Annotated in this window: 25 protein-coding genes, 2 tRNA genes, 1 other RNA gene and 1 riboswitch; of the genes, 11 read left to right on the top strand and 17 right to left on the bottom strand. The window is 65.1% G+C overall.

What is annotated here, in order from left to right; genetic code table 11:
• Window positions 1-58 precede the first annotated feature (58 nt).
• On the top strand, window positions 59-1,204 hold the full coding sequence (locus B059_RS0110930; RefSeq protein WP_018078292.1) for a class I SAM-dependent methyltransferase: 1,146 nt from the start codon (window positions 59-61) through the stop codon (window positions 1,202-1,204).
• A 36-nt stretch (window positions 1,205-1,240) separates the two neighbouring features.
• Here B059_RS0110930 and B059_RS0110925 read toward each other — a convergent pair whose 3' ends face one another.
• The 10 genes from B059_RS0110925 to B059_RS0110880 form a co-directional block, all read right to left on the bottom strand.
• On the bottom strand, window positions 1,241-2,095 hold the full coding sequence (locus tag B059_RS0110925) for an HlyC/CorC family transporter (RefSeq protein WP_018078291.1): 855 nt from the start codon (window positions 2,093-2,095) through the stop codon (window positions 1,241-1,243).
• A 12-nt stretch (window positions 2,096-2,107) separates the two neighbouring features.
• Complete coding sequence (ybeY, locus tag B059_RS0110920; protein ID WP_018078290.1) at window positions 2,108-2,605, bottom strand: rRNA maturation RNase YbeY; 498 nt, start codon at window positions 2,603-2,605, stop codon at window positions 2,108-2,110.
• A complete protein-coding gene (locus tag B059_RS0110915; RefSeq protein WP_018078289.1) occupies window positions 2,562-3,518 on the bottom strand; it encodes a PhoH family protein in 957 nt (318 codons plus the stop codon). The genes ybeY and B059_RS0110915 overlap by 44 nt, the downstream gene beginning before the upstream one ends.
• Window positions 3,515-4,855, bottom strand: a complete 1,341-nt coding sequence (gene miaB, locus B059_RS0110910; protein WP_026177456.1) for a tRNA (N6-isopentenyl adenosine(37)-C2)-methylthiotransferase MiaB — start codon at window positions 4,853-4,855, stop codon at window positions 3,515-3,517. Before miaB ends, B059_RS0110915 begins: the two co-directional genes overlap by 4 nt.
• A 68-nt stretch (window positions 4,856-4,923) precedes the next feature.
• Window positions 4,924-5,000, bottom strand: a tRNA-Met gene (locus B059_RS0110905).
• Window positions 5,001-5,090: 90 nt separating this feature from the next.
• Window positions 5,091-5,645 (bottom strand): hypothetical protein, encoded by a 555-nt coding sequence (locus tag B059_RS0110900; protein WP_018078288.1) that lies wholly within the window; start codon window positions 5,643-5,645, stop codon window positions 5,091-5,093.
• A gap of 86 nt (window positions 5,646-5,731) precedes the next feature.
• Window positions 5,732-6,655 carry a tRNA glutamyl-Q(34) synthetase GluQRS gene (gene gluQRS, locus B059_RS0110895; protein ID WP_018078287.1) on the bottom strand — a complete coding sequence of 308 codons (924 nt, stop codon included), beginning with the start codon at window positions 6,653-6,655 and terminating at the stop codon, window positions 5,732-5,734.
• Between the two features lie 7 nt (window positions 6,656-6,662).
• On the bottom strand, window positions 6,663-7,841 hold the full coding sequence (locus tag B059_RS0110890) for a glycosyltransferase (protein WP_018078286.1): 1,179 nt from the start codon (window positions 7,839-7,841) through the stop codon (window positions 6,663-6,665).
• A gap of 75 nt (window positions 7,842-7,916) precedes the next feature.
• Complete coding sequence (cobO, locus tag B059_RS0110885; RefSeq protein WP_026177455.1) at window positions 7,917-8,534, bottom strand: cob(I)yrinic acid a,c-diamide adenosyltransferase; 618 nt, start codon at window positions 8,532-8,534, stop codon at window positions 7,917-7,919.
• A gap of 64 nt (window positions 8,535-8,598) precedes the next feature.
• A complete protein-coding gene (locus B059_RS0110880) occupies window positions 8,599-10,656 on the bottom strand; it encodes a TonB-dependent receptor (protein ID WP_018078284.1) in 2,058 nt (685 codons plus the stop codon).
• 59 nt (window positions 10,657-10,715) lie between these two features.
• Window positions 10,716-10,918: riboswitch (cobalamin riboswitch) on the bottom strand.
• 43 nt (window positions 10,919-10,961) lie between these two features.
• On the opposite strand from B059_RS0110880, the gene B059_RS0110875 reads away from it, so the two are divergent.
• From B059_RS0110875 to B059_RS0110865, 4 genes are all read left to right on the top strand, one after another.
• The gene (locus B059_RS0110875) at window positions 10,962-11,159 is read left to right on the top strand and encodes a hypothetical protein (RefSeq protein ID WP_018078283.1); all 198 of its coding nucleotides are present in this window, start codon (window positions 10,962-10,964) and stop codon (window positions 11,157-11,159) included.
• The gene (locus tag B059_RS0110870; protein WP_018078282.1) at window positions 11,160-11,462 is read left to right on the top strand and encodes a cell division protein ZapA; all 303 of its coding nucleotides are present in this window, start codon (window positions 11,160-11,162) and stop codon (window positions 11,460-11,462) included.
• 8 nt (window positions 11,463-11,470) lie between these two features.
• A non-coding RNA gene (gene ssrS / locus B059_RS20355) (6S RNA) lies at window positions 11,471-11,655 on the top strand.
• A gap of 9 nt (window positions 11,656-11,664) precedes the next feature.
• Window positions 11,665-12,255 carry a 5-formyltetrahydrofolate cyclo-ligase gene (locus tag B059_RS0110865; protein WP_018078281.1) on the top strand — a complete coding sequence of 197 codons (591 nt, stop codon included), beginning with the start codon at window positions 11,665-11,667 and terminating at the stop codon, window positions 12,253-12,255.
• A 22-nt stretch (window positions 12,256-12,277) separates the two neighbouring features.
• Here the strand turns inward: B059_RS0110865 and B059_RS0110860 are convergent, their stop codons facing one another.
• From B059_RS0110860 to B059_RS0110845, 4 genes are all read right to left on the bottom strand, one after another.
• The gene (locus B059_RS0110860; RefSeq protein WP_018078280.1) at window positions 12,278-13,795 is read right to left on the bottom strand and encodes an alanine/glycine:cation symporter family protein; all 1,518 of its coding nucleotides are present in this window, start codon (window positions 13,793-13,795) and stop codon (window positions 12,278-12,280) included.
• A 142-nt stretch (window positions 13,796-13,937) separates the two neighbouring features.
• Complete coding sequence (locus B059_RS0110855; RefSeq protein WP_018078279.1) at window positions 13,938-14,258, bottom strand: c-type cytochrome; 321 nt, start codon at window positions 14,256-14,258, stop codon at window positions 13,938-13,940.
• Between the two features lie 145 nt (window positions 14,259-14,403).
• A complete protein-coding gene (locus B059_RS0110850) occupies window positions 14,404-15,201 on the bottom strand; it encodes a DUF2189 domain-containing protein (protein ID WP_018078278.1) in 798 nt (265 codons plus the stop codon).
• 82 nt (window positions 15,202-15,283) lie between these two features.
• Complete coding sequence (locus tag B059_RS0110845; RefSeq protein WP_018078277.1) at window positions 15,284-17,323, bottom strand: thioredoxin domain-containing protein; 2,040 nt, start codon at window positions 17,321-17,323, stop codon at window positions 15,284-15,286.
• A 147-nt stretch (window positions 17,324-17,470) separates the two neighbouring features.
• On the opposite strand from B059_RS0110845, the gene B059_RS0110840 reads away from it, so the two are divergent.
• Window positions 17,471-18,049, top strand: coding sequence for an ankyrin repeat domain-containing protein (locus B059_RS0110840; protein ID WP_018078276.1), 579 nt, complete (start codon window positions 17,471-17,473; stop codon window positions 18,047-18,049).
• Window positions 18,050-18,113: 64 nt separating this feature from the next.
• Here the strand turns inward: B059_RS0110840 and B059_RS0110835 are convergent, their stop codons facing one another.
• Together B059_RS0110835 and ilvD are read right to left on the bottom strand one after the other, a co-directional pair.
• Window positions 18,114-18,719: a ParA family protein gene (locus tag B059_RS0110835; protein WP_018078275.1), complete on the bottom strand. Its 606-nt coding sequence runs from the start codon at window positions 18,717-18,719 to the stop codon at window positions 18,114-18,116.
• 92 nt (window positions 18,720-18,811) lie between these two features.
• A complete protein-coding gene (gene ilvD / locus B059_RS0110830) occupies window positions 18,812-21,589 on the bottom strand; it encodes a dihydroxy-acid dehydratase (RefSeq protein WP_018078274.1) in 2,778 nt (925 codons plus the stop codon).
• Window positions 21,590-21,682: 93 nt separating this feature from the next.
• Between ilvD and lgt the strand changes: the two genes are divergently transcribed.
• The 5 genes from lgt to trfA all read left to right on the top strand — a co-directional run bounded on the left by lgt (window position 21,683) and on the right by trfA (window position 24,752).
• A complete protein-coding gene (gene lgt / locus B059_RS0110825) occupies window positions 21,683-22,465 on the top strand; it encodes a prolipoprotein diacylglyceryl transferase (protein WP_018078273.1) in 783 nt (260 codons plus the stop codon).
• Complete coding sequence (locus tag B059_RS0110820) at window positions 22,399-22,827, top strand: VanZ family protein (protein WP_245538782.1); 429 nt, start codon at window positions 22,399-22,401, stop codon at window positions 22,825-22,827. Before lgt ends, B059_RS0110820 begins: the two co-directional genes overlap by 67 nt.
• Before the next feature lie 21 nt (window positions 22,828-22,848).
• Window positions 22,849-22,924: transfer RNA gene (locus B059_RS0110815), tRNA-Ala, on the top strand.
• Between the two features lie 538 nt (window positions 22,925-23,462).
• On the top strand, window positions 23,463-23,792 hold the full coding sequence (locus tag B059_RS20350) for a hypothetical protein (protein WP_081601618.1): 330 nt from the start codon (window positions 23,463-23,465) through the stop codon (window positions 23,790-23,792).
• A 3-nt stretch (window positions 23,793-23,795) separates the two neighbouring features.
• Window positions 23,796-24,752, top strand: coding sequence for a plasmid replication initiator TrfA (gene trfA / locus B059_RS18955; RefSeq protein ID WP_081601612.1), 957 nt, complete (start codon window positions 23,796-23,798; stop codon window positions 24,750-24,752).
• Between the two features lie 183 nt (window positions 24,753-24,935).
• Here the strand turns inward: trfA and B059_RS21445 are convergent.
• Window positions 24,936-25,207 (bottom strand): IS30 family transposase (locus tag B059_RS21445; protein WP_018078270.1); only part of this gene is annotated, 272 nt, incomplete at its 5' end.

Raw genomic sequence — 25,207 nt, 5'->3', positions numbered from 1 at the left:
AGTCACTCGATTCTGGATTATCCAGCCATTCCGCATTATCCCTGAACTGTCCCGCCGCATGCTGCCCGCTCCCTCCTCCGACGCCCTCGCCCACAGCCAGCGCGTCGCCGCGCATCTGCGCGCGCTGATCGAAAATGCCGGCGGCTGGATCCCCTTCTCGCGATACATGGACGCCGCGCTGTATGCGCCGGGTCTCGGCTACTACGCTGCCGGTGCGATGAAATTCGGCGCGGCGGGCGACTTCGTCACCGCGCCGGAACTCACGCCGCTGTTCGGCCGCACGCTGGCGCATGCGATCGCGCCGCTGCTGGCAGAGGCCGGCGGCGAAGTGCTGGAACTGGGCGCCGGCAGCGGGCGGCTGGCGGTGGACCTGCTGGGCGAACTGGAGCGGCTTGGCGCAGTGCCGGCCCGCTATTGCATCCTGGAGGTGAGCGCCGATCTGCGCGAACGCCAGCAGCGCATGATTGCGCGCGAACTGCCGCATCGGTGCGAGCGGGTGCAGTGGCTGGACGAATTGCCGGCGCATTTCAGCGGCGCCATCCTCGGCAACGAGGTGCTCGACGCGCTGCCGGTGGAACTGGTGCACTGGACGGAAAGCGGACCGCTTGTGCGCGGCGTGGCGCTGGAAGGCGAGGCGTTCGCCTGGCGGGACCGCCCCATCGCCGACCCCGCACTGCGCGCCCGCGCCGCGGCGCTGGGCCTGGCGCCCGGCTATCTCTCCGAGATCAACCCGGCAGCCGATGCGCTGGTCGCGTCGCTCGGAAAAATGCTCGATCGCGGCCTGCTCCTGCTGATCGACTACGGCTTTGCCGCCGCCGAGTACTACCACCCGCAGCGCCACATGGGCACGCTGCGCGCGCACGTCCGCCACCACGCGCTAGACGATCCGTTCTACCTGCCGGGCCTCGCCGACCTCACCGCGCACGTCGATTTCAGCGCGGTGGCGCGGGCGGGAATGGCGGCGGGGCTCGAACTCGCGGGCTACACCAGCCAGGCGGGCTTTCTGCTGAACGGCGGCCTCGCCGAGTTGCTGATGCAGACATCGCCTGCCGACGCGGCGGCCTGGCTGCCGCAGACCAACGCGGTGCAGCGGCTGGTGTCGCCAGCAGAAATGGGTGAGCTGTTCAAGGTGATCGGCTTCGGCAAGGGGACCATCCCGCCGCTGGCCGGCTTCGCCCGTGGCGACCGGCGGCACACGCTGTAAGGCTTGCGCCGCCGGGGAATGGGCAGGCGCGGCGCCTTAAGCCAGCGGCAGTTGCGCCTCCGCTTCCGGCGGCAGGCGGGTGACGCGCACCGCGTGCAGGCGGCGGCTGTCGGCACGCAGGATGCTGAAATTGAATCCGTCGAATTTCACCGATTCGCCGCGCTTGGGCAGGTGGCCGAAACGCGACACGACGAGGCCGCCGACGGTGTCGAATTCCTCGCTGGAAAAGTGTGCGCCGAGGACCTGGTTGAAGTCGTCGATCTCGGTGGCGGCCTTGACGCGAAACACGCCTTCGTTTTCGCGGATGATGTTGTCCTCGGTCTCGTCGAAGTCGTATTCGTCCTCGATGTCGCCGACGATCTGTTCGAGCACGTCCTCGATCGTCACCAGCCCGGCAACGCCGCCGTATTCGTCGACGACGATGGCGATGTGGTTGCGGTTGGAACGGAATTCCTTCAACAGCACATTGAGCCGCTTCGATTCGGGGATGAACACCACCGGGCGCAGCATGCCGCGGATGTCGGCATCGGCCTCGGCGTAGTGGCGCAGCAGGTCTTTTGCCAGCAGGATGCCGATGATGTCGTCGCGGTCCCGGTCGATGACCGGAAAGCGCGAGTGCGCGGTTTCGATGGCATGCGGAATGAAGATTTCAGGCGCATCGTTGATGTCGATGACTTCCATCTGCGCGCGCGGGATCATGATTTCGCCGACCCGCATTTCGGACACCTGCAGCACGCCTTCGATCATCGCCAGGGCATCGGCATCTATCAGACTGTTTTCGTAGGCGCCGTGCAGCAGTTCGATCAACTGTTCACGGTCTTCGGGTTCGCGCATCAGCCAGTGGGAAATGCGCTCAAGCAAACTCGGCTTGGGACTACTGTCGGGCTCCATGTGGGCAAAAGCTCAGGATGAATAGGGATTGGGGATGCGAAACCGCTTCAGTATAGCGATTTCGTGCGATTCCATGATGTCGGCGTCCGCCGGGTCGATGTGGTCGTAGCCTTGCAGGTGAAGCACGCCGTGGACGGTCATGTGGGCGTAATGATGCTGCAGCGGCTTGCCCTGTTCGCGCGCCTCGCGCTCGACCACCGGCGCGCAGATCACCACGTCGCCGCCGAGTACTCGGGCGCCGGATTTGTTCAAGGGCAGCTCGCCGTATTCGAAAGTCAGTACGTTGGGCACGTAGGCCTTGTCGCGGTAGTCCCGGTTGAGTGACTGCGCCTCCTCGGCGTCGACGATGCGCACCGTGATTTCCGCATCGTGTTCCAGCGCGGCAGCAACCCAGCGGCGGATTTGCGCGCGTTCCGGCAGTTCGGCCGCGGTGCTGGCGAACTGCACCGCCAGCCGCAATTCAGGGTCAGGGTCGTCCATCGGTTTGCGCACGGCGCGCGGCGTAGGCATCGACGATGCGGCCGACCAGCGGATGACGCACCACGTCTTCGGACTGGAAGTGGGTGAAGGCGATGCCGCGCACCTCGCCCAGCACCTCGGCCGCATCCATCAGCCCCGATTTCACGTGCTTGGGCAGGTCGATCTGGGTCGGGTCGCCGGTGACGACGGCGCGCGCGCCGAAGCCGATGCGGGTGAGGAACATCTGCATCTGCTCGGGGGTGGTGTTCTGCGCCTCGTCGAGAATGATGAAGGCGTGGTTGAGCGTGCGCCCGCGCATGAAGGCGAGCGGCGCCACTTCGATGGCGTGGCGCTCGATCAGCCGCGTCACCTTGTCGAAGCCCATCAGGTCGTACAGCGCGTCGTACAGCGGGCGCAGGTAGGGATCGACTTTCTGCGTCAGGTCGCCGGGCAGGAAGCCGAGCCGCTCGCCGGCTTCCACCGCGGGACGCGTCAGCACCAGGCGCTTGACCTGTTCGCGCTCCAACGCGTCGACCGCGCAGGCCACCGCCAGATAGGTCTTGCCGGTGCCGGCCGGGCCGATGCCGAAGGTGATGTCGTGGCTGCGGATCTGTTCGATGTATTCGCCCTGGCGCGGGGTGCGCGCACGCAGGTCGGCCCGCCGCGTGCGCAATGCGGGGCCCTCCTCGTCGGCGCGGCCGCGCGTGAGTTCGACCAGGCCCAGCTGGATGTCGTCGAGCGAGAGCACATCGTGCGCGCGGTTGTAGAAATGCTCGATCGCCTGGCCGGCTTTTTCCGCCTGCGCGGCATCGCCGCTGAATCTAAAACTGGCACCACGGCGGCCGATGGTGACGTCGAACGCCGCCTCGATCTGCCGCAGGTTCTCGTCCAGCGGGCCGCACAGGTTGGCGAGCCGCCGGTTGTCCTCGGGGGCGAGGCGCAGTTCAACGATGTCGGTCTTCAAGCGCTTTCGGTCTCGGTGAGGGCGGCTTCGCCGCGCAGGCTGTGCGGCAAGGCCTGGGTGATGGTGACGTCGACGAAGCGGCCGATCAGGCGCGGCTGCCCGGCGAAGTTGACGATGCGGTTGTTGTCGGTGCGGCCGGCGAGCTCGGCGGCATTCTTGCGCGCGTGGCCCTCGACCAGCACCCGCTGCACACTGCCGACCATGGCCTGGTTCACCTGCTGCGCCTGCGCCTCGATCTGCGCCTGCAGCCGCATCAGCCGCCGGGTCTTCAGTTCGGCCGTCACGTCGTCCGGGTAGTCCGACGCCGGGGTGCCGGGGCGCTTGCTGTAGATGAAGGAAAAGCTGGCGTCGAAGTCGAGTTCCTCGATCAGCTTCATGGTCGCCTCGAAATCGGCCTCGGTCTCGCCCGGGAAGCCGACGATGAAGTCGGACGAAAGGCAGAGGTCGGGCCGCTGTTCGCGCAGCCTGCGCACGATCGACTTGAATTCGAGCACGCTGTGGCCGCGCTTCATTGCCGCAAGGATGCGGTCGGACCCGGACTGCACCGGCAGGTGCAGGTGCGAGACGAGCTTGGGCAGCTTGCCGTAGCAGTCGATCAGGCGCTGCGTCATTTCGCGCGGGTGGCTGGTGGTGTAGCGGATGCGCTCGATGCTGGGGATCTCGTGCACCATCTCCAATAAAAAGGCGAAGTCGGCGCAGCCGCCGTCGTGCAGCGCGCCCTGGTAGGCGTTGACGTTCTGGCCGAGAAGCGTGACTTCCTTCACCCCGCGTCCGGCCAGATCGGACACTTCGGCGATGACGTCGTCGAACGGCCGCGAGACTTCCTCGCCGCGGGTGTAGGGAACGACGCAAAAGGTGCAGTACTTGGAGCAGCCTTCCATGATCGAGACGAAGGCCGACGCGCCCTCGACCCGCGCCGGCGGCAGGTGGTCGAACTTCTCGATTTCGGGAAAGCTGATGTCGACCTGGGCGCGCCCGGTCTCGCGTTTTTTCGCGATGAGTTCGGGCAGGCGGTGCAGCGTCTGCGGGCCGAACACCACGTCGACGAAGGGCGCGCGCGACACGATCGCCGCGCCCTCCTGGCTGGCCACGCAGCCGCCGACGCCGATGATGAGATTCGGGTTGGCCACTTTCAAGTGGCGCACCCGGCCGAGGTCGTGGAACACCTTTTCCTGCGCCTTCTCGCGCACCGAGCAGGTATTGAACAGAATCACGTCGGCGTCGTCCGGCGTGGCGGTCGGGGTCAGGCCTTCGGCCACATTGAGCACATCGGCCATCTTGTCCGAATCGTACTCGTTCATCTGACAGCCGAAGGTTTTGATGTAGATTTTTTTCATGCGCGTGTGCCGGGACAGTGAATAGACTGGGGGCGGAGATTTCGCAGAACCGTGCTGCAAAAGGAAAGTGGTGGTGATGAGTGGACTTGAACCACCGACCTACGGATTATGAATCCGTCGCTCTAACCGACTGAGCTACATCACCCTGGGGATTGCTTTCCCGGCGCAGGACCGCCGAAAAGGCGCGCATTTTAGCTGACGCCGGCACGCACTGTCAAAGTACCCCCGCGCCCGCCTACTGCGGCCGCAGCCTGGCCAGCTCGTCGAGCAAGCTAATCAGCAGTTCGCGCCCCAGCGGCCCCATGCCAGCAGCCAGCGGGTCGGCGTCGCGCTCGCCATTGACCAGACGGCGCATGCGCCCGCCCAGGAGCGCCATGTCGCCACCCGCCTTCATCATCTGCTCGGCCATGTTGGCGAGCACCGACATCGCCTGTGCGTCGCCGCGCGCCGCGGCGTCGATCAGCGCGGCGAGGCCCGGCGCAGCGGCGCTGCCGTCCGGCTGGGCATCGAGCGGCGGCAGCGTGGCGGGGTTGTCGATGCCGCGCAGGATGGCGTCGAGCAGGATGCTGTCCTCCTCGTCCAGCCCCAGCTTGATCGACGGATCGCGGCGGCCGTTGACGACATGACGCAGCGCACCGACCAACCGCGCCCAGCCGGCCTGCTCGGCGGCGTCGAGCTGCTTCAGCAGGTCGGGCAACTGGCTGCGGTCGCGCAGCGCGTTGACCACGGTGTGGATGAATGCGGCGTGAACGCGCAGGACTTGTTCGACGGCGGGAGGGAGCTGGGCCATATCAGGAGCTAAGGGCTAGGGGCTAGGGGCTAGGGGCTAGGGCTAGGGGCTAGGGCTAGGGGCTAGGGCTAGGGCTAGGGCTAGGGCTAGGGCTGATTGTCGAACGCGAGGGAGGGATTGGCAATCCTCGCTTGGATCGGCACGTTTTCGATCCGCCAGTGAGCACTTGCCCACACCAGAAGCTCGGCCGCCCGGGCTTCGCTCAGCCCGGGCGGCGGCGGGTGACCAAGCGCGGCGAGCGCCTGCGCCAGCATCGCGCCCTGCCCGCTGGCGGGCAGGGCGGGCGCCCGCGTCTGTTTGGACAGTTTCTGCCCGGCGGTGTTGGTGATGAGCGGCACATGCGCGTAGGCCGGCGTCGGCAGGCCGAGCAGGCTTTGCAGATAAATCTGGCGCGGGGTGTTCCACAGCAGATCGGCGCCGCGCACGACGTGGGTGACACCCTGGTAGGCATCGTCGACCACGACTGCCAGCTGGTAGGCGAACAGGCCATCGGCGCGCCTGACGATGAAATCGCCGACGTCGCGCGCCAGGTTCTGCTGCAGGTCGCCGTGAATGCGGTCGTGAAAGCGGGCGCTCACATCCGGTACCCGCACCCGCCACGCACGCGCGATCGCGCCGGCCGGCAGGCCGTTGCGGCAGGTACCGGGGTAAATGATCTCACCCTCGTGGCTGCGCGGTGCCTGCGCGAGCTGCCTGCGGCTGCAGGCGCAGGGGTAGGCCGCTCCGCTGGCCTGCAGTGTGGCGAGCGCCGCGGCGTAGGCATCATCGCGCTGCGACTGGACCAGCACCGCGCCGTCCCAGTGCAGTCCGTACGCCTCCAGCTGGCGCAGGATGGTGTCTGCCGCGCCCGCCTCGCAACGCGGACGGTCGAGGTCTTCCATGCGCACCAGCCAGCGCCCGCCGGCCGCGCGGGCGTCGAGAAAGCTCGCCACCGCGGCGACCAGCGAGCCGGCGTGCAGGGGGCCGGTGGGAGACGGCGCAAAGCGCCCGACGTAAGGTGCGGGGTTCACCCCGCGATTATGCCGCGCGCAGCCTGGGTCGGGATGCGGCCTCCGGTTGCAGGCTCTGGTAGAGCGCTAGAATGGTTTCGCCCATGCGCGCCTCGCTCCAGTTCGCCGCGTAGGCCTTGCCGGCCGCGCCGAGCGCCTGCGCCGCCGCGCGGTCGGCCAGCAGCGGCAACAGCACCCGGGCAAAGCCTGCGACATCGTCCGGCGCGATGCGACAGCCCTGCCCTTCCTGCAGCACGTCCCTGGTGCCCATCTCGGCCAGGCCGACCACCGGCACGCCGAGCGCCATCGCCTCCAGCAGCACCAGACCCTGGGTTTCGGTTTGGGAGGCGAAGACGAACACATCCGCTGCACAGTAGCAGGCCGGCAGTTCGGTTTTGCGTTCTAGGTAGCCGACGAAGCGCACGTTGCCGGAGAGGCCGCGTTTCGCCACCGCGCGCTCCAGTGCGCCGCGTGCCGGGCCTTCGCCGGCAATGACGAACCGCACGTCGGGCAGGCTGTGTCGTACCTGTTCGGTCACCCGGAGCAGGAACTCCAGGTTCTTCTCGAACGCCACCCGCCCCACATAGGCCATCACCGGATGCTCCGGCGCAATACCATGACGGGCGCGAAACGCGGGGCCGTCGCAGTGGTCGAAATCGGCCAGCCTGAGCCCGGTTGGGATGATGTGGACGGGACGGCTGACGCCGTATGCCAGCAGCGTATTCTTCATCGCCGACGACGGCGCGATCACCGCGCTGACGCCATCGCATTCCTTGCGCGAAATCCGCCGCGCAGCCGCCGCCAGCCAGGACTTGGGCAGGAACGGCAGGTAGTGATGAAAATACTCCTCGAACAGCGTGTGGTAGGTCTCGACGCACGGCAGGCCATGTCTGCGCGCCCAGCGCACGCCGGCGCGATGGGCGAGAAACGGCGTGTGGATGTGGACGAGATCGAAGTCTGCGGGACTGTGCGCATCCAGCGCCGCGGCGAGCGCACGCGGATGCATCAGGCGGTCTTCCGGGTCGCGTGGAATGGGCCAGCCGGGAACGCGCACGATGCCGGCCTCGGCCACCGTGGCCGGATAGTCCGGCGCCACCAGCACGCTGCTGTGTCCCGCCACTGCCAGCGCCTGGCGCAGGGTCTGGATCGAGGTCGACACGCCGTTGACGCGCGGAAAATACACGTCGGATACCATCAGGATACGCACGGCAGACTCCGGCAGGAGGAAAACCTGCGTTGTATGGCAGCGCGGTTACAGGATGATGACGCCGCGCCTGCGGCCCTACAGATCGATACCGGGCTGTGCCTTGACTCCGGCGCGAAACGCATGCTTTTCGTCGGCGATGACCGACACCGTATCGGCCAGTTCGGTAAGGGTATGCGGCGCGGCGCGCCCGGTGACGACGGCATGCTGCATCGGCGGCCGCTGCGCCAGCGCATCGAGCACCGTGTCAGCGTCGAGATAGCCGTAGCTCAACAGATAGGTCAACTCGTCGAGCACGACCAGCTGGTACGACGGATCGGCCAGCATGCGCGCGGCAATCGCCCAGCCGCGGCGGGCGGTGGCGATGTCCTGCTCGCGGTTCTGCGTGTCCCAGGTGAAACCGTCGCCGGTGACGTGCCACTCGACGCCGGGCTGGCGGCCGAGAAAGGCCTCCTCGCCGGTATCGGTGCGGCTCTTGATGAACTGCACCACGCCGATCTTCATGCCGTGGCCGAGCGCACGCGCCACCATGCCGAAGGCTGCGGTGCTCTTGCCCTTGCCGTTGCCGGTGATGACGAGCAGCAGTCCGCGCGCGTCGGTGGCGGAGGCGATGGCGGCGTCGATCAGCGCCTTCTTGCGCGCCATGCGGGCAGCGTGGCGGGCGCTGCGATCGGACGGGGCCGATTCAGCACTCACGAAACACGTCCATCGACAGGTGAACGAAAGTCACACATCCGCGCATTATCGCCCCTCGCTCCGCTTATTTGAACGTGTACTCGACACTCACCCAGCCGTTGCGACCCGGCAGGGGGTAAGCGTTGAAGCGGTCGGTGTTGCTCGTGCTGTGCACGGCATAGCTGTAATAGTCCGTGTCGAACACGTTGTTGAGCGCAACGGCCAACTGCCAGTTTCCCACCTGCCGCATCAGCTTGAGATCGACCAGGGTGTAGGCTGGAATTTTCTGGCTGAAGCGATTGGGCTCATCGTTTTCCATGCGCTGATTGCCGACATACTGGACGTCGGTGGACAGCCGGGTCTGCTCATCGATATGCCACACTGCGCCGAGCGACAGCTTGTGGCGCGGAACCAGCGGAACTTCCCTGCCTTTGAGCGCGACGCCATCCAGCATGCCGTCGGTAAATTCCGCAAAGGCGAGCGTATAGGCCGCGCGCAGAACCACCGGACCCAGACGGTCATACGCTTCGAATTCCGCACCATAACGCCGCAGCGGCGAGAAATTGGTATTGCCGATGCCCGTCGTGTAGGTGTCGAGGTGGATTTCGTCCTTCACCCGCATGTAATACGCTGCGGTACGCAGCCGGCTGGCGCCGCTGCCCCACTCCCAGCCGGCCTGGACATCCTGCGAAGTCTGCGGTTTGAGAAACTGGAATTCGTGCGTAAAGCCGGGCGAGAATCCATACACTTCGTCCACCGTGGCGAAGCGAAAGCTGCGCGCCAGCCGCGCAAACAGCGCATGTTGCGGATTCAGGCGGTGATGGATCCCCATTTCCCAGGCATATTCGGCCTCGTTCTGGCTGCCGGCCAGCGCTCCGCTGCCGAACAGGCCGCCCGGCGCTGCCGCGTCGAACCGGTCGTCCGCATCGATCTCGAACCACTCGTAGCGGCCGCCCAGCGAAAATTTCGTGGCCGGATTCAGCTGCATCTCGTCGCGCACATACAGGCCGGTCGAATTCTGCACGGCCGCCACCCTATTGATGGGCGTGCCAATGTTGGCCGGGGCGTTCGACGTACGCAGCCGGTAATCCCAGCGCTGGACGTCGGCGCCCAGAACCAGGCTGTGCGCGATGCCGCCCGCTTCGAACGGCCGTCGCACGCGTGGCGAGAAATTCCACATGTCGAGATCGGCATCCTTGAATTCGGGAAACCCGCCGAAATCGAAGTAGGCCTGCTGCTGCTTGTTGCGGTAGTCCAGATCGAGCATCACGTCAGTGCGCCCGAATTCGAAGCTGCCGTTCAGCCCCGCCTGGTAGCTCTTGCGCTTCGCCCAATCGAGCGGGGTGTGGGTGCCTTCCGGGTCGGTCGCCACTTCATTCAGCCCGATATCGGGCTCGACCGTGCGCGGGCCGGGCAGGCGTGTCTCCTGCGTTGCACCGCCGAACTTGAAGACCAGTTCGCCGCGGTCGTGTTTCCAGCGCGCATCGCCATTGAGGCTGCGCTGTGTGCTTGCATTGTTGTCGCGCCAGCCGTCGGAGCGGAAATGGTCAGCGGTGATGCGGAGACCCGCCGTGTCGCTCGCCAGGTTGCCGGTCAACTGGGCGTTCCGGGTACTAAAGCTGCCCAGCTGCACCTTGGCGGCTGCCTGGTTTGACATCCTGAGCGGGGAACGGGTGATGATGTTGACGACACCGGCCACCGCGCCCGCGCCATGCAGCACGCTGGAACCGCCGCGCACGATCTCGATGCGCTCGATGGTAGAAAGCGGTAGCGCCGCCCAGTCGATCGCCGAGAGGTCGATGTCATTCAGGCGGCGGCCGTCCAGCAGGATCAGGGTGTTCTGGTCGCCCGCGGCGCCGAAGCCGCGCAGGTCGACCGTGCTGGCGGCCGCATTGTTGCCGTACAGGTCGCGCATGCCGATGCCGGCTTGCTGCGCCAGGATTTCCGGCAGTGTGGCCTGCGGGCTGTCCGCGATGTCCTGCCGGGTGATCACCGTGGCGTTGGCGGCCTGGTCGGAAAGCGCTTGCGGAAAACGGCTCGGCGTAACGACAATGGTATCCCAGACATATTCCGACAAGGCTTCCGCGTGAGCGGGCGAAGCGAGGGCGACGCCGAGGGCGAGCGCAAGAGAGGTTTGACGCATGATGACTTCCGGTTTAGGCGCCTGCTTCCCCGCAGGCGCGTTGCACGATCCGCTGCCGCAACGACGGCAGGGTCCAGGCCGGTATCCGGGCTCGCGCCTGAAGTGCATCGCCTTCCCGGGCGAACCCAGTGGCTGTGTGATGGACCGTTTAGCGCTTACCGTTGCGGGGGCAGCACAGGCATGGCGACAAGATCGCGCACCTGTTTCCCGTTTATCCTCGGCGGCGGAAAGCCGCGTCGGCACCTGAAGGCGCGCATTATACGGGCCGGATTGACCGGCCGCACATCGCCCCCTATAGTCCCGCAATGCAAGCCGAACTCGAGACCCTCGAAGCTAAAATCCGCCAGGTGGCCGCGCTTTGCCACACGCTGCGGCAGGAAAACATCGCCCTGCGCCAGCAGCTGCTGGCCGCGCAGCAGGACGGCAAACAGCTGACGTCCCGGCTGGACGCCGCCAAAAGCCGGCTGCAGGCGCTGCTCGAAACGCTGCCGGAGGACGTCTGATTGGCCGGCCCGCGTTCCATCGAAATCCACATCCTCGGCCGCGCCTACAAGGTAGCGTGCTCGCGCGAGGAAGAATCCGCGCTGATCGCAGCGGCCGATTATCTCGATGAAAAAATGCGCGAGATCCGCGACAACAGCAAGGTAATCGGCGCCGAGCGCATCGCCATCATGACGGGACTGAACCTAGCACACGAACTGCTGACTCAGGGCGGCGGCGGGCTGGCCGAGGAAGCACGCGACCGCCTGGCGCATTGCAACAGCCTGCTCGATTCAGTGCTGGAAGATCAGGACAAACTCTTCTAAACTAGAGACGTTCCCTGCGGTGTTCGAGGCTGGTTGCAATTTCTCTGAACCAATGCATACGTGCAAGGCTGCGGTCTATTCCGATGCAGGTGTGCGCGTGACACGTTTCATGTGCCCAAAGCGTCTTTGAACGCGGCCATCTTGGACCCCGGTTCAAGAGTCCGCAGCCAGTCACGGCACAGGCGGGGAGCCTTACCCCTTGATGAATAAATCCACCCTGCGACGCCAGCTCAAGGCCGCACGCAACGCGATGCGACCGACCGAGCGCCGTCATGCCGCGCGCGCGTCGCTGCGGCTGGCGCTGCGCCACGGCCTGTTGCTGCGCGCGCAACGCATCGGTTTCTATCTGCCGCAGGGCGGCGAGTTCGACGTTCACCCCCTGCTCAATCAGGCGCTGTGCATGCAGCGCGACTGCTATCTGCCGATTCTGCCGCGCCGTGGACGGGTAATGCGCTTCGGACACGTCGGGCGCAACACGCGCATGTCGCCGAACCGCTACGGCATTCCCGAGCCGCTGGATGCAAAGCCGCTGCGCGCGCGCCAGCTCGACCTGCTGCTGATGCCGCTGGTGGGATTCGATCTGCAGGGCCATCGACTGGGAATGGGCGGCGGTTACTACGATGCGACACTGGCTTTCATGCAGTACCGGCGGCTGTGGCGCAAGCCGCGCCTGGTGGGTGTCGCCTACGAATGCCAGCGGGTGGAGGCGCTGCCGCACGAACCGTGGGACATGCCGCTCGACGCGGTGCTGACCGAGCGCCGGCTGCACCGCTTCAACTCGACCCCTCGCTGAACTGGCGTCGGCCAGGCGGTATTCAGTCCTTCAAGATTTCGCGGTCGAGTTCGCCACTTCTCAGCTTGTTTTGGTAGTCGGTCAGCATCGCCCGCACCTTGCCGCTCAGCAGGTAAAGCCCCAACAGGTTGGGAAAGGCCATCGCCAGCACCAACAGGTCGGTGAAGTCGACCATGTTGGACGCACTCGCCACCGAGGCGATGACAATGAACGCGAGGAAGGCCACCCGGTAGGCAATCGAGGTCCGTTCGCCGAAGAGATAGGCCCAGCAGCGCTCGCCGTAGTAGGACCACGAGATCATGGTGCTGTACGCGAACAGCACCACCGACAGCGTGAGGATGGCCGGGAACCAGTCCGACACCGTGGCGAACGCCACCGAGGTCAGCGCCGCCCCCTTGCTCGCCTCACGGATCGCCAGGGTGGCCGGATCGTTGTAGACGCCGGTGATGACGATGACCAGCGCAGTCATGGTGCAGATGATGATGGTGTCGATGAAGGGCTCGTAGAGCGCGACCATGCCCTGGCGGATCGGGTACTTGACCGAAGCGGTCGAGTGCACGATCGCGGCCGAGCCGAGGCCGGCCTCGCTTGAGAACGCTGCGCGCTTGAAACCCTGCACCAGCGCGCCCACCATGCCGCCCGCCACCGCGATCGGCGCAAAGGCTTCGGTGACGATCTTGGCGATCGCCTGCGGGAGCTGGTCGATATTACCCAGAATGATCCACAGGCAGGCCGCCAGGTAGATCAGGATCATGCTCGGCACCACCGCTTCGGCGGTGTGGGCAATACGGCGCAGGCCGCCGATGATGACCACACCCACCGCCACCCCCATGATGAGGCCGTAGGCGATCGGCGTGTCGTTGAAGAAAGGGATCTGTTCCTGCACCGCGCCCAGCGACTGGCTCACCTGGAACGCGCTGCCGGCACCGAACGAGCCGAGCACGGTGAACACGGCGAACATGCCGGCCAGGACTTTGCCGGTGCGCGGCAGATTGAATTCGGCAAAACCCTTGGACAGGTATTCCATGGCGCCGCCCATGATGTGTCCGTTGGGACGCACTTCGCGGTAGCGCTGCGCCAGCGTGGCCTCGGTGAATTTGGTGGTCATGCCGAGAAAGCCTGCGACGATCATCCAGAACGTGGCCCCTGGCCCGCCGATCGAAATCGCGATCGCAACGCCAGCGATGTTGCCGAGCCCGACCGTGGCGGAAAGCGCGGTGGTCAACGCCTGGAACGAGCTCACCTCGCCCTTGTCGTCCGCCGTATGGTACTTGCCTCGCAACACCCTGAATCCGTGACGCATCATGCGCAGGTTGACGAAGCTGAAGCGCAGGGTCAGGTAGACCGCGCCGATTATCAGCCAGGCGACGATGAAAGGCATCGACGGTTCGCCGGGAAACACGTCGTAGAAGATGACGCTGGCGAGATAGCCATTCAGGCTGCCGAAGAAGGCGTCGATTCGGCCAGGCTCGGCTGCCTGGGCGAACTGCGAAAACAGCGCTGCGGCTGCGAATGCGAAGAACCGATAAAGATGAACCACCGCCTGACCCCATTGAAATAATTTGTTATCGGCGGCAACGATAACAAACTTGTGGCCCTAACGGGCTGCGCTGCACGTGCGTCCCTTCCGGAAAAGCAAAGGCCGACCCATGGGCCGGCCTTTGCTCGGGCACGTCTTCAGATCACTTCAGGCTCAACACCCACTTCACAATCTTCTCCACATCTTCCTGCTTGACCTGTGCGTTCGGCGGCATGGGAATCGGCCCCCACACCCCTTTGCCGCCGGTTTTCACCTTGGCGACCAGCTTGTCTTCCGCGGTCTTGTCGCCGGCATATTTCTTGGCCACGTCCTTGAAAGCAGGGCCCACAATTTTCTTGTCCACGCCATGGCAGGACATGCAGGCGTTTTTCTGGGCCAGCGCCTGCTCGGAATCGGCAGAAGCGGCGCCGGACATCGCCAGCAGGGCAGCGGATGCTGCAGTCATTATCCATTTCTTCATCATTACAGTGTCTCCGTGGAGGTCGAGTTGAGCGCGCGCTATATATCTAGCCACTACCGCGCCTCCCATATTAAGGAAAATCCTCCGCCGCGCAAGACACGGGCCTGGTTTTTTGCTACCAAGCCCGGTAAAACATTGTTATTCGTGGTTATTCGTGTTCGACCAGTTCACGGTAGGCATGCCAGCTGGCATGCCCAAGCCAGGGGAAAATCACCGCCATGGCGACGAAATCCGTCGCCATCCCGACCGCAATCAGGCCTGCAATCAACGCTCCCCACAGCAGCATCACCGGAAAGTTGAGCCGGGTCGCCATGAAGCTGGTGACCAGCGCGGTAGCAAAATCGACCTTGCGGTGCAGCAGCATCGGCAGCGACACCACCGAGAGGCTGAACATCATCAGCGCCAGCACGCCGCCGAATGCCAGGTAGGCCAGCACGAAATCGGTATGCTGCTGCACCGCACCGATGCTGAGCAGATCGGACAGGCCGCCGATGCCCGAACCGTTGAGGAACAGCCCCACCAGGATTGCCGAAATGCGCTCCCATGAAATCAGGACGAATACCAGCATCACGGCGAACAGCCCCAGGGAGGATGGATTGCTGCGCCATGACAGCAGGGGAACGAACAGTCTGGGGAGCTTGTGGTGGTGCTCCAGCCGGTGGCTCAGACAATAAAACACGGTGGCCAGCAGCGGGGCGACGAACAGGAAGCCCGAAGCCAGCGCCATCGCCAGATGCGGCCTGCCCTCCGCAGCATGCACCAAGGCGTAGCCCAGCAGCGCGAAGACGACTCCATAGAACAGGCTCAGCGGCCACGCCCGGGCAAAATCCCTTGCGCCGTCGCGCAGCCAGTGCAGCGGTTGATCGAACGTCACGTTGCGAATGCCCGGCAGATTCATGCTGGCCGCTTGTGGATGGAAAACTGCGGTCCCGGGATGTATGCGCATGATTGCTCCTGATGACGGACGGACTGTCTACTTGATAGCAGGCGCCGCTACAGGCTCCTAATAGCAAATGCTGATAAACCCCTTATTCCATTACGCCGGCCAGGTCGGTCAGCGGCGGCTGGCACGCCGTTCCGCTGCAGATCCAGGCAGTGGGGCGATCCGCTTCCGGCTTCGCCAGCCCCTGCGGCAGGCTCAAGCCATTGGGCAAGGCCAGCAGCATGTCGCGCGCACCGAGTTTCGGTGTCAGCGCCTGCACCCATGTGCGCAGGGCGGATTCCGGGCCGCGCAGCAGGATCACCCGTGGCGGCACCAGCGCTTCGTCGAGCACGGCCAGCAGCGTCGGATAGGCGACCGGCTGCTGACTCAGATGCGGGTAAAACACCCTCAGGCAGCGCATGCCGGCGTCGATATAACGCGTTTCGCCGAGCAGATGCCCGAGCCGCTGCAGCGCAAACGCAGCGACGCCGTTGCCCGATGGCATGGCGTTGTCGTAGCCCGGCTTGGGACGGGTGATGAGTGCTTCATGGTCGTGGCTGGTGAAGTAAAAGCCCCCTGCTTCGGCATCCTCGAAATGCGCCAGCAACGCATCGGCGAGTTCGCATGCCCAGTCCATGTCCGCTTCGCGATAGCCGGCCTGCAGGCTTTCCAGCAGCGCATCAAGCAGGAACGCATGGTCGTCGAGATAGGCATTGAGCCGCGCTTCGCCGTGCTTGAAGCTGGCAAGCAGACGGCCGTCGCGCCAGAGATTCCGGCGCAGGAAATCGGCCGCCGCATGCGCCGCCTCCACCCAGTCGGCACGGCTCATCACCCGTCCGGCATGCGCCAGCCCGGCGATCATCAACGCGTTCCAGCTGGTGAGCTGCTTGTCGTCGCACCCCGGCCGCACCCGGGTTTCGCGCGCGGCAAACAGCGTGGCGCGCGCGCGTGCCAGCCGTGCCGCTGCCGTCTCTGCGGTCAGTCCCAACTCGGCCGCAACCGTGTGCAACGGGCGCGCAAGGATCGGGTTCCAGTTCGCGTTCTCGAAATTCGGCGGCTGGTCGAAGCCATACACCGGCGCCGCCACTGCGTATTCCCCGGCTGGCAGCAGCGCACGCACCTGGTCCGGTGTCCACACATAGAACTTGCCCTCATGGCCTTCGCTGTCGGCGTCGAGCGCGGAATAAAAGCCGCCGTCCGGCGCGCGCATCTCGCGCAGCAGCCAGTCGACGATGCCCTCGGCCGTGTCCTTGAAGAGCGTTTCTCCGGTCAGCGCCCAGGCATCGGCATACAGATGCAGCAGCGGGCCGTTGTCGTAGAGCATTTTTTCAAAGTGCGGAATCGCCCACTGCGCGTCCACAGAATAGCGGCAGAACCCGCCGCCGAGCTGGTCGCGCACACCGCCGGAAGCCATCTTGCGCAAGGTGAGCAGCGCCATCTCGCGCGCCTCGGCGTTGCCGCTGCGCTGGGCCCGCCCTTCATCCCGATTGGCTTGGCGCAGCAGGAAGAACAGTTCGCCCGGACGCGGGAATTTGGGTGCGCGCGAAAATCCACCCCACACCGGATCGAAGGCCTGCGCCAGATCACGCAGCGCCGCGGCAAACGGTGCATCGCTCAGGCCCTGGGCGATGCCCGCCACCGGCTGCTGCTGCGCCAGTGCTTCGCGCACCGTTGCGTTCTGCGCCAGCACTTCGTCGCGCCGCTCGCGCCAGGTGCGGTCGACCTTCTGCATCAGGTCGATGAAGCCCGGCAACATGTAGCGCGGCGTCTTGGGAAAATAGGTGCCGGCGAAAAACGGCGTCTGATCGGGAGCGAGAAACACCGTCAGCGGCCAGCCGCCGCCACGCCGGGCCAAGAGCTGGTGCGCGGCCTGATAGATCTGGTCGAGATCGGGGCGTTCCTCGCGGTCGACCTTGATATTGACGAACAGCCGGTTCATCACCGCCGCCACCTCGGCGTCCTCGAAGCAGTCGTGCGCCATCACGTGGCACCAGTGGCAGGCCGAATAGCCGATCGACAGCAGGATCGGCTTGTCCTCGCGGCGCGCCTTTTCCAGGGCTTCTTCGCCCCACGGATACCAGTCGACCGGGTTGTCGGCGTGCTGCAGCAGATAGGGGCTGGGTTCGGTGGCGAGACGATTGGGCATGGCGGTGTTTTGGCTTCGGCACCAAGCAGGACAGGCGGGCCGTCGGCGAGACGGCATTCAAGCCTGGTGCGCACCTCAATAATAGTTGATAAAATCGGTCAACAATTGTACGCTCACTGCCCATCGCTTAAAACGCAGGAGCCCCCCATGTCGCAAGAATTATTCGCCGCCGCCCGCTCGGGCGATGCCGCCCAGATCAAGAACCTGCTTGAGGCCGGTGCGGCCCGCGACGCCGCCGACGAGGCCGGCGAAACCGCGCTGATGCACGCCGCCCATGGCGGCCACATCGCGGCGGTGCAGGCCCTGATCGCCGCCGGCGCCGACGTCAATGCCAAAGCCCAGCAGGGCTGGACCGCGCTCGCCAAGGCCGCCTACAACGGCGAGATCGGGCATGGCTACGTCGAGGTGATCGAAGTGCTGCACCGGGCCGGCGCCTCGCTCGACGAGCGCATCTTCTTCGGCATCACCCCGCTGATGCTGGCCGCCGGCGGCGGCGACGCCTCGGTGGTGGAATGGCTGATCAACAACGGCGCCGACGTGCTCGCCGCCAACGAAGGTGGCCGCACCGCACGCATGATGGCGAACGACAAGTTCTACGTGGACGTGATCAACCTGCTGACCGATGCCGAGCGCCAGCTCGGCGTCTCCGAAGAGGGCGCCTGCCCGACGACCAAGAGCACCGTCAAGCCGCAGGTGGTCAACCTGATGAAGCCGGCCACGCATTAATCGGTCGGGTGCGCGCCGCGCTCGCTTGCCTCCTCCCGCAAACGGGGAGGGGCACAAGATCAAATCAGCGCTCCAGCCAGCCGATCAGCCCTTGCCACTGCTCGACGTCGCGCTCGGCGACATGGTGCGGCAGGTCGAACAGGCTCTTGCCCTCGAACGCGGCGTTGACGTAGTGCTGGGTGTTGCGCAGATAGGCCAGCACCGGCAGGTCCTGCTGCGCCATGAACTGCTCCAGCGTGACGCCAGCACGGGTGCGCGGATCGACGCGCATGCCGACCACGGCGACGAAGGCATGGCCCTTGCGTACCGCTTTTTCGGCATGCAGCGCGGCGAGAAAATCCTGGCTGGCGCGAATATCGAATAGCGAAGGGGCGATCGGCACCACCACCTTGTGCGCCAGTTTCAGCGCGCGTTCGAGATTCTTGCCGTGCAGACCGGCGGGCGAGTCGATCACCAGCCAGTCGCTACCGTCCTTCTGCCCTTCGCGCAGCAAGCCGATGTCGGGCAGCGCCATGTCGCGCATCGCCAGCCAGTGGGTGGCGGATTTCTGCCGGTCGAGATCCAGCATCGCCACGCGTTCGCCCCTGGCGGCCAGATAGCCGGCCAGGTTGGTCGACAGCGTGGTCTTGCCGCTGCCGCCCTTTGGATTGGCCACCAGAATCACGCGCATGTTTGCTCCTTGGTTTGAAAAACACTTATCCGCGAAGGATGCGAAGGAACGCGAAGAAATTCATCAAAACCCTTATTCGCGGATGAAATGCCTTACAGCTTTTCCACGCTATATGTCACCGCCAGCGTGTGGGTCTCGCCCGGCGCCACGGTGACGACGTTGTCCATCGCGTTGGCCGATTCGACGCAGACCATTTCGCGCCAGCCGGCGCCTGTTTTGCCTGTGCCCATGTCGCCCATCTTCTCGGCCTTTTCAGTCCACGGTGTCCATACCACGGTGGACAGCGAGCCGGTTTTGGCAATGCGGATGCGGCGCTTGAGGCCCGGGTCGACGATGACGCAGTCGGCCGGCGTATCGACGTAGACGCGGTCGACTTCACCGCCGAAGGCAATCGCGCCGCGCTGCTGTTTACGCGCGAAATTGTCGACCTTGTCATGGTAGTCGCTGCCTTCGAGGCCGGTGACCTGCACCGCGCCGATGTCGCTGACGTGGAAATAGGTGTGCAGCGCCTCGCCGACCTGCAGCGGCGCATCGCCCGTATTGGTCGTGGCAAGGCGCATCTCCAGCTTGTCGCCGACGACGACCGTCAGCGTCAGCCGGCTTGAATGCGGCCACTGGCTGCGGGTCTGGTGGGTGTCGACCAGCTGCAGGGTGATCTCGGTCCTGGCGTCATTGCGCTTGCGGCTGCCGGTGACCTTCCAGTCGACGGTGCGGGCGAAACCGTGCGCCGGGTAGCTGGCCTCGCTGGCGTGCGCGCCGAACCACGGCCAGCACACCGGGGCGCCGCCGCGGATCGATTTGCCGGCGGCGAATTTGGCGGCGTCGGACACCCACACTACGGGTTCCGCCTGCGATTTGGGGCGGAAGCTCACCACGTGCGCGCCCTGCAGGCAGAGCGTCGCGCGGCCGCCGTGGTTGTCGATGTCGGCGTAGGTCAGTCCGCCGGCGCCAACGCGGAAACTCAGCTGGCCGGGAATGGCGAAGCGCGCCAGCGGATCGGCGTGCGCCTGCGCCTCGCTGGGGTGCTCGACCTGGCTGACATCGCGCACCGCACCGAAGGCGGCGGAGGTCGTCATCGCCGCGTAGGCGCGCAGTGCAGCCGACACGCTGCGCACCCGGTTGACCGGCTTCCACGCGGCGGCTCCCCTGGCATCCATCGCAGCGCGGCGGCGCTCCAGTTCGGCGTCGGTCACGCGCAGGCTGATCGTGCGCTGCGGGATGTCGATATCGACCAAGTCGCCTTCCTCGACCAGACCGATGTTGCCGCCTTCGGCTGCTTCCGGCGAAGCGTGGCCGATCGACAGCCCCGAGGTGCCGCCGGAGAAGCGGCCGTCGGTAATCAGCGCGCAGGCCTTGCCGAGGCCCATGGACTTGATATAGCTGGTCGGATACAGCATCTCCTGCATGCCGGGGCCGCCGCGCGGGCCTTCGTAGCGGATCACCACGACGTCGCCAGCAATGATCCTGTTGCCGAGGATGGCCTCGACCGCGGCGTCCTGCGATTCGAACACACGCGCAGGGCCCGAAAATTTCAGGATGTGTTCGTCGACGCCCGCGGTCTTGACGATGCAGCCGTCCGCCGCGAGGTTGCCGTACAGCACGGCGAGGCCGCCGTCCTTCGAGTAGGCATGCTCGATGTCGTGGATGCAGCCGTTGGCGCGGTCGTCGTCGAGCCTGGCGAAGCGGCGGTCCTGCGAGAACGCGGTCTGCGTCGGCACGCCGCCGGGCGCGGCGCGGAAGTAGTCCTTCACATCTTTATCATTGGTGCGGCGGATGTCGTAGACGTCGATCTGCTCGCCCAGCGTCTTCATCAGCACCGTCGGCACGTCGCGGTGCACCAGTCCGCCGCGCTCGAGCTCGCCCAGGATCGCCATCACGCCGCCGGCGCGGTGCACGTCTTCCATGTGGTAGGTCTGGATCGACGGCGCGACTTTCGACAGATGCGGCACGCGGCGGCTCATGCGGTCGATATCGGCCATCGTGAAGTCGACACCGGCCTCGTGCGCGGCTGCGAGCAGGTGCAGCACGGTGTTGGTCGAGCCGCCCATCGCGATATCAAGCGCGATCGCGTTCTCGAAGGCGTCGAAGCTGGCAATCGCGCGCGGCAGCACGCGGGTGTCGCCGTCCTCGTAGTAGCGGCGCGTGTTCCTGACAATCAGCCGCGCGGCGGCGAGGAACAGGTTGCGGCGGTCGGCGTGGGTCGCCAGCAGCGAGCCGTTGCCGGGCAGCGAAAGGCCGAGCGCCTCGGTCAGGCAGTTCATCGAGTTGGCGGTGAACATGCCCGAGCACGAGCCGCAGGTCGGGCAGGCCGAACGTTCCAGCTGCTCGACCTTGTCGTCGCTGAACGCCGCATCGGCCGCCGACACCATGGCGTCGACCAGGTCGAGCTTGATGGTCTGCTTGTCCCACACCACCTTGCCCGCTTCCATCGGCCCGCCGGAGACGAACACGGTGGGGATGTTGAGGCGCAGCGCGGCGTTGAGCATGCCGGGGGTGATCTTGTCGCAGTTGGAAATGCACACCAGCGCGTCGGCGCAGTGGGCATTGACCATGTATTCGACCGAGTCGGCGATGAGGTCACGGCTCGGCAGCGAATACAGCATGCCGCCGTGGCCCATGGCGATGCCGTCGTCGACCGCGATGGTGTTGAATTCCTTGGCCACGCCGCCGGCCGCCTCGATCTCGCGCGCCACCAGCTGGCCCATGTCCTTGAGGTGCACGTGGCCCGGGACGAACTGGGTGAACGAGTTGGCGATGGCAACGATGGGCTTGTTGAAATCGCCGTCCTTCATGCCGGTGGCGCGCCACAGCGCACGGGCACCGGCCATGTTGCGGCCGCGGGTGGTGGTCCAGGAACGGTAGTCAGGCATGATGCTCACTCAATCTATAATCAGCCTCGCATTTTACCCGGGCGCTTCGCCAAACCCCTAGCCCCTAACCCCTGACTCCTGGCCCCCTTATACATGCTCGTCCATCCGCAATTCGACCCCGTCGCCCTGCAGCTCGGGCCCGTCGCCGTCCACTGGTACGGCCTCATGTACCTCGTCGCCTTCATCCAGGTCATCCTGCTCGGGCGCTGGTGCATCGCGCACCGGCCGTGGACCGGCTGGAACGCGCAAATGCTCGACGACGCGCTGTTCTACGGCGTGCTCGGCGTCATCCTCGGCGGCCGGCTCGGCTACGTGCTGTTCTACAAACCCGCCGAATACCTGGCCCACCCGCTCGACATCATCAAGCTGTGGGAGGGCGGCATGAGCTTTCACGGCGGCTTCCTCGGCGTCATCATCGCGATGGCGCTGTTCGCGCGCCGCCACCGCCTGCGCTGGCTCGCCGTCACCGATTTCATCGCCCCACTGGTGCCGCTGGGGCTCGCCGCCGGGCGGCTCGGCAACTTCATCAACGGCGAACTGTGGGGGCGCGCCACCGACCTGCCGTGGGGCATGGTGTTCCCGCAGGCGGCCGACGGCATTGCACGCCACCCCTCGCAGCTGTACCAGTTCGCCGGCGAAGGCCTGCTGCTGTTCGCCGTCCTGTGGTGGTTTGCGCGCAAGCCGCGCCCGGTCGGCGCCGTCTCCGGCGTCTTCCTGATCGGCTACGGCGTGTTCCGCTTCCTCGCCGAATTCGCGCGCGAGCCCGACAGCTTCCTCGGCCTCTTGGGGCTGGGCCTGTCGATGGGGCAGTGGCTGAGCCTGCCGATGGTCGTCGCCGGCATCGCCATGCTGCGCTGGGCGCAGCGCCAGCCGTGATCGAGCGCCTGTGGCGGGCAGGCGGCTGGCTCGGCGTCGCCATCACCCTGGTAGTCTCGCTGATGCCACCCCCACTGGGCGACAGCGCCGGCCACGCCGACAAGATCGTCCACCTGACCGGCTACGCCGCGCTGATGTTCTGGTGGGCGCAACTCGTCGTCCGCCAGCGCCGGAAGCTCGCCCTCGCCGTGGTCTTGTTCGGCATCGCCATCGAAGGACTGCAAGGCTTCACCCCCAGCCGCATGCCCGACCTGCTCGATGCGCTGGCCAACAGCGGCGGTGTGCTGCTCGGCTGGCTCCTCGCCCGCTTTTTGCCCAACCTGCCCAACCGCCTCGTCGCGCTTCCCGCATGGCCCCGCTGAGGCTATAATCCCGCCGCACGTGGGGCGGTAGCTCAGCTGGGAGAGCGTCGCGTTCGCAATGCGGAGGTCGGGAGTTCGATCCTCCTCCTCTCCACCAAGTATTTCATTAAAAACAACGAATTGTATCTTGCATTGTGGTGCGTTGTTTTGCTTTAAGAGGCGTTGTTTGGCAGTATTGATGTGGCGAAATTGTGGCAATGTGGGTCGCCGCGAAATCGTTCAAATGCTCGACACTGCTTACGTTTGCAGTTATTCTGGCCTTGGAAGCACTGGGGAAACGTAACGAGATCTTCGGCAGTAATAAAAACGATCATGTCAGATGGCAATCTGACGATGGTCAACAGAGCCGAAGGCGCGGGCCGTCCAGGAACCACCCAACGAAAAGCGGACGTAGTTGGGTGCTAGAAAAGATGCCGTAAGGCAATCGCCCTTGAGAGTGTTGCCGCCGGTCAGAATGAGGCCGGAGCCAAAGCGCAGCACTTCGGGGAGAGTGGACCGAAATGGGGCACAACCCCGCCATGGTGAAAGTTCTCGTTGCTTGGCAAAGTCAACGAACCTGACAAAACTCCATGGCTGCCGCGGACTCGTTCGAGCCAAGCTGGTTCAGCCAGCATGGCCCGAAGAGGTCACGCCCCATGCAAGCGCTACTCACAGTAGAACAGCTCTCGAAGTACCTTCACAAATCTGTCGCCAGCATCCGCAGCGACGCCACCCGAAATCCCGCTTCGCTACCGCCGATTTGTCGCCTTCCCGGTACCAAGCGGCTCCTATGGCGCATTGAGGATGTAGAAGGCTGGATCGCCCAACACATTCACGGCAAATCTGCTGCTCTCGCGGCCCTGTCAGCCAGCGACAATGCAAGACCGAAACGAGGACGGCCCACCAAGGCCGAACAGGTCGCACGGCAGCGCCAGCAGTCCAAAGAATCAGGCATCGGCCAGGCCACGGTTTCCACAGGCGCTTGAGCGATGGATTCCCCGATAACGAGCGCGGCCAGGCCGCGCCAAGCTTTTGCGTCTACAGACCTCCTCGCGGCCGTTCGTCAGCGAAGCATCGAGCGCGCCTTGGCCGACCCACAGTTGCCGCTTTGGCCGGAACCAGTGCGGGGCGTTCCCAATGGCGTGCTTCGTTCGGCGCTGTTCGGCGCGATCAAGCGCGGCAAACGCCGCTTCATAGAGCGCGAACCCATCGCCTGCCTCAAAGGCGTTTCCATCATCTACACCGGCCCACGGCTCGACCAATCCGACCTCGACGTATGGGAGGGCGCGCTGCACCTGGCGCGCACGGTCAAACTGGGCAACCGGATCGAGTTCACTGAGAAAGGGTTTCTCCGCCTGATTGGCCGAGGTGGTCCGAGCGGCGATAACATCGGAAAGAGTGACCGCGAATGGCTGCGGAAGGTACTCGCCAGGCTGACGGCCACAGCCGTTGAAGTCACACAAGGCCCCTACACCTACGGCGGTTCGCTGATCGACGAATATTTCCGTGACAACACGAATAGCCGCTACGTGGTAATCCTGAATCCGCGTATGAAGGCGCTCTTCAATCGCGACAGCTACACGCGAGTCGATTGGGGTATCCGGCATGCCCTCATCGGCCACCCGCTGGCGCAATGGCTTCACGGCTTCTACTCGACACACGCCGCGCCCATCCCCTACAAAGTCGAAACGCTGCATCGCCTCTGCGGCAGTGAATCTGGAGAGCGCGCGAAGACCGACGCGGAGCGGCACAAGGCCATGCTCGGATGGCGAGACGATAGCCTTATACCGGCCCTATGCGCGCTGGAGAATGTCAGTAGTCAGGCCGGACAACATTTCGCCTGGGAGATCGGCGGCGGCGGTCTGGTGTGCGTAAATCGCGCCCCTACGGCATCCCAGCAAAAACACCTGCGAGGAAAGACAGCGAGGCGGAAGCGTGGGGGATAGAATCCGAACAAGCGGGGGGATAGAACACGAAGGCGGGGGGACAGAACCGGAAGGTGAAGGGGGATAGCACCCGAGGAAGGGGGGGATAGAGTCGGATCTATCCACAAGTAAGAATCGCCCAACTCCTTGTCGCAGCCGAGTTTTCTTATAAGCGTTCGTTCCCTCTAATCTGTTCTGGCGGATTCAAGTCTGAAGTGCAACGACGTTATGACGCGATTGTAGCTGCGTCATGAAGACCTCGTGTGGTGTTTTGAAGCCGAGGCATTTTCTGGGCCGATGGTTGAGTCGATGCATGGCGAAAGCGATCTGATGAGGGGTGATGGAATCAAAGCGCAGCTTCTTCGGGAAGAACTGCCGGATGAGGCCGTTCATGTTCTCGTTGGCGCCGCGCTCCCAAGAGGCATAGGGATGCGCGAAGTAGAAGTCGGCATCGAGTGTCCGGGCGATCCGTTCAT

This window comes from Thiobacillus denitrificans DSM 12475 (assembly GCF_000376425.1).
Lineage (GTDB): Bacteria > Pseudomonadota > Gammaproteobacteria > Burkholderiales > Thiobacillaceae > Thiobacillus > Thiobacillus denitrificans.
Note: the sequence above shows the minus strand (reverse complement) of the source record. Positions and strands in the feature narration are given on the sequence as shown.

What these genes read in the sequence shown, in the direction of transcription:
- B059_RS0110930 (WP_018078292.1), top strand. Translation starts at nt 59, where the DNA reads ATGCTGCCCGCTCCCTCCTCCGACGCCCTCGCCCACAGCCAGCGCGTC.
- B059_RS0110925 (WP_018078291.1), bottom strand. Translation starts at nt 2,095, where the DNA reads ATGGAGCCCGACAGTAGTCCCAAGCCGAGTTTGCTTGAGCGCATTTCC.
- ybeY (WP_018078290.1), bottom strand. Translation starts at nt 2,605, where the DNA reads ATGCCTACGCCGCGCGCCGTGCGCAAACCGATGGACGACCCTGACCCT.
- miaB (WP_026177456.1), bottom strand. Translation starts at nt 4,855, where the DNA reads ATGAAAAAAATCTACATCAAAACCTTCGGCTGTCAGATGAACGAGTAC.
- B059_RS0110900 (WP_018078288.1), bottom strand. Translation starts at nt 5,645, where the DNA reads ATGGCCCAGCTCCCTCCCGCCGTCGAACAAGTCCTGCGCGTTCACGCC.
- B059_RS0110880 (WP_018078284.1), bottom strand. Translation starts at nt 10,656, where the DNA reads ATGCGTCAAACCTCTCTTGCGCTCGCCCTCGGCGTCGCCCTCGCTTCG.
- B059_RS0110875 (WP_018078283.1), top strand. Translation starts at nt 10,962, where the DNA reads ATGCAAGCCGAACTCGAGACCCTCGAAGCTAAAATCCGCCAGGTGGCC.
- B059_RS0110865 (WP_018078281.1), top strand. Translation starts at nt 11,665, where the DNA reads ATGAATAAATCCACCCTGCGACGCCAGCTCAAGGCCGCACGCAACGCG.
- B059_RS0110855 (WP_018078279.1), bottom strand. Translation starts at nt 14,258, where the DNA reads ATGATGAAGAAATGGATAATGACTGCAGCATCCGCTGCCCTGCTGGCG.
- B059_RS0110850 (WP_018078278.1), bottom strand. Translation starts at nt 15,201, where the DNA reads ATGCGCATACATCCCGGGACCGCAGTTTTCCATCCACAAGCGGCCAGC.
- B059_RS0110845 (WP_018078277.1), bottom strand. Translation starts at nt 17,323, where the DNA reads ATGCCCAATCGTCTCGCCACCGAACCCAGCCCCTATCTGCTGCAGCAC.
- B059_RS0110840 (WP_018078276.1), top strand. Translation starts at nt 17,471, where the DNA reads ATGTCGCAAGAATTATTCGCCGCCGCCCGCTCGGGCGATGCCGCCCAG.
- B059_RS0110835 (WP_018078275.1), bottom strand. Translation starts at nt 18,719, where the DNA reads ATGCGCGTGATTCTGGTGGCCAATCCAAAGGGCGGCAGCGGCAAGACC.
- ilvD (WP_018078274.1), bottom strand. Translation starts at nt 21,589, where the DNA reads ATGCCTGACTACCGTTCCTGGACCACCACCCGCGGCCGCAACATGGCC.
- lgt (WP_018078273.1), top strand. Translation starts at nt 21,683, where the DNA reads ATGCTCGTCCATCCGCAATTCGACCCCGTCGCCCTGCAGCTCGGGCCC.
- B059_RS20350 (WP_081601618.1), top strand. Translation starts at nt 23,463, where the DNA reads ATGCAAGCGCTACTCACAGTAGAACAGCTCTCGAAGTACCTTCACAAA.
- trfA (WP_081601612.1), top strand. Translation starts at nt 23,796, where the DNA reads ATGGATTCCCCGATAACGAGCGCGGCCAGGCCGCGCCAAGCTTTTGCG.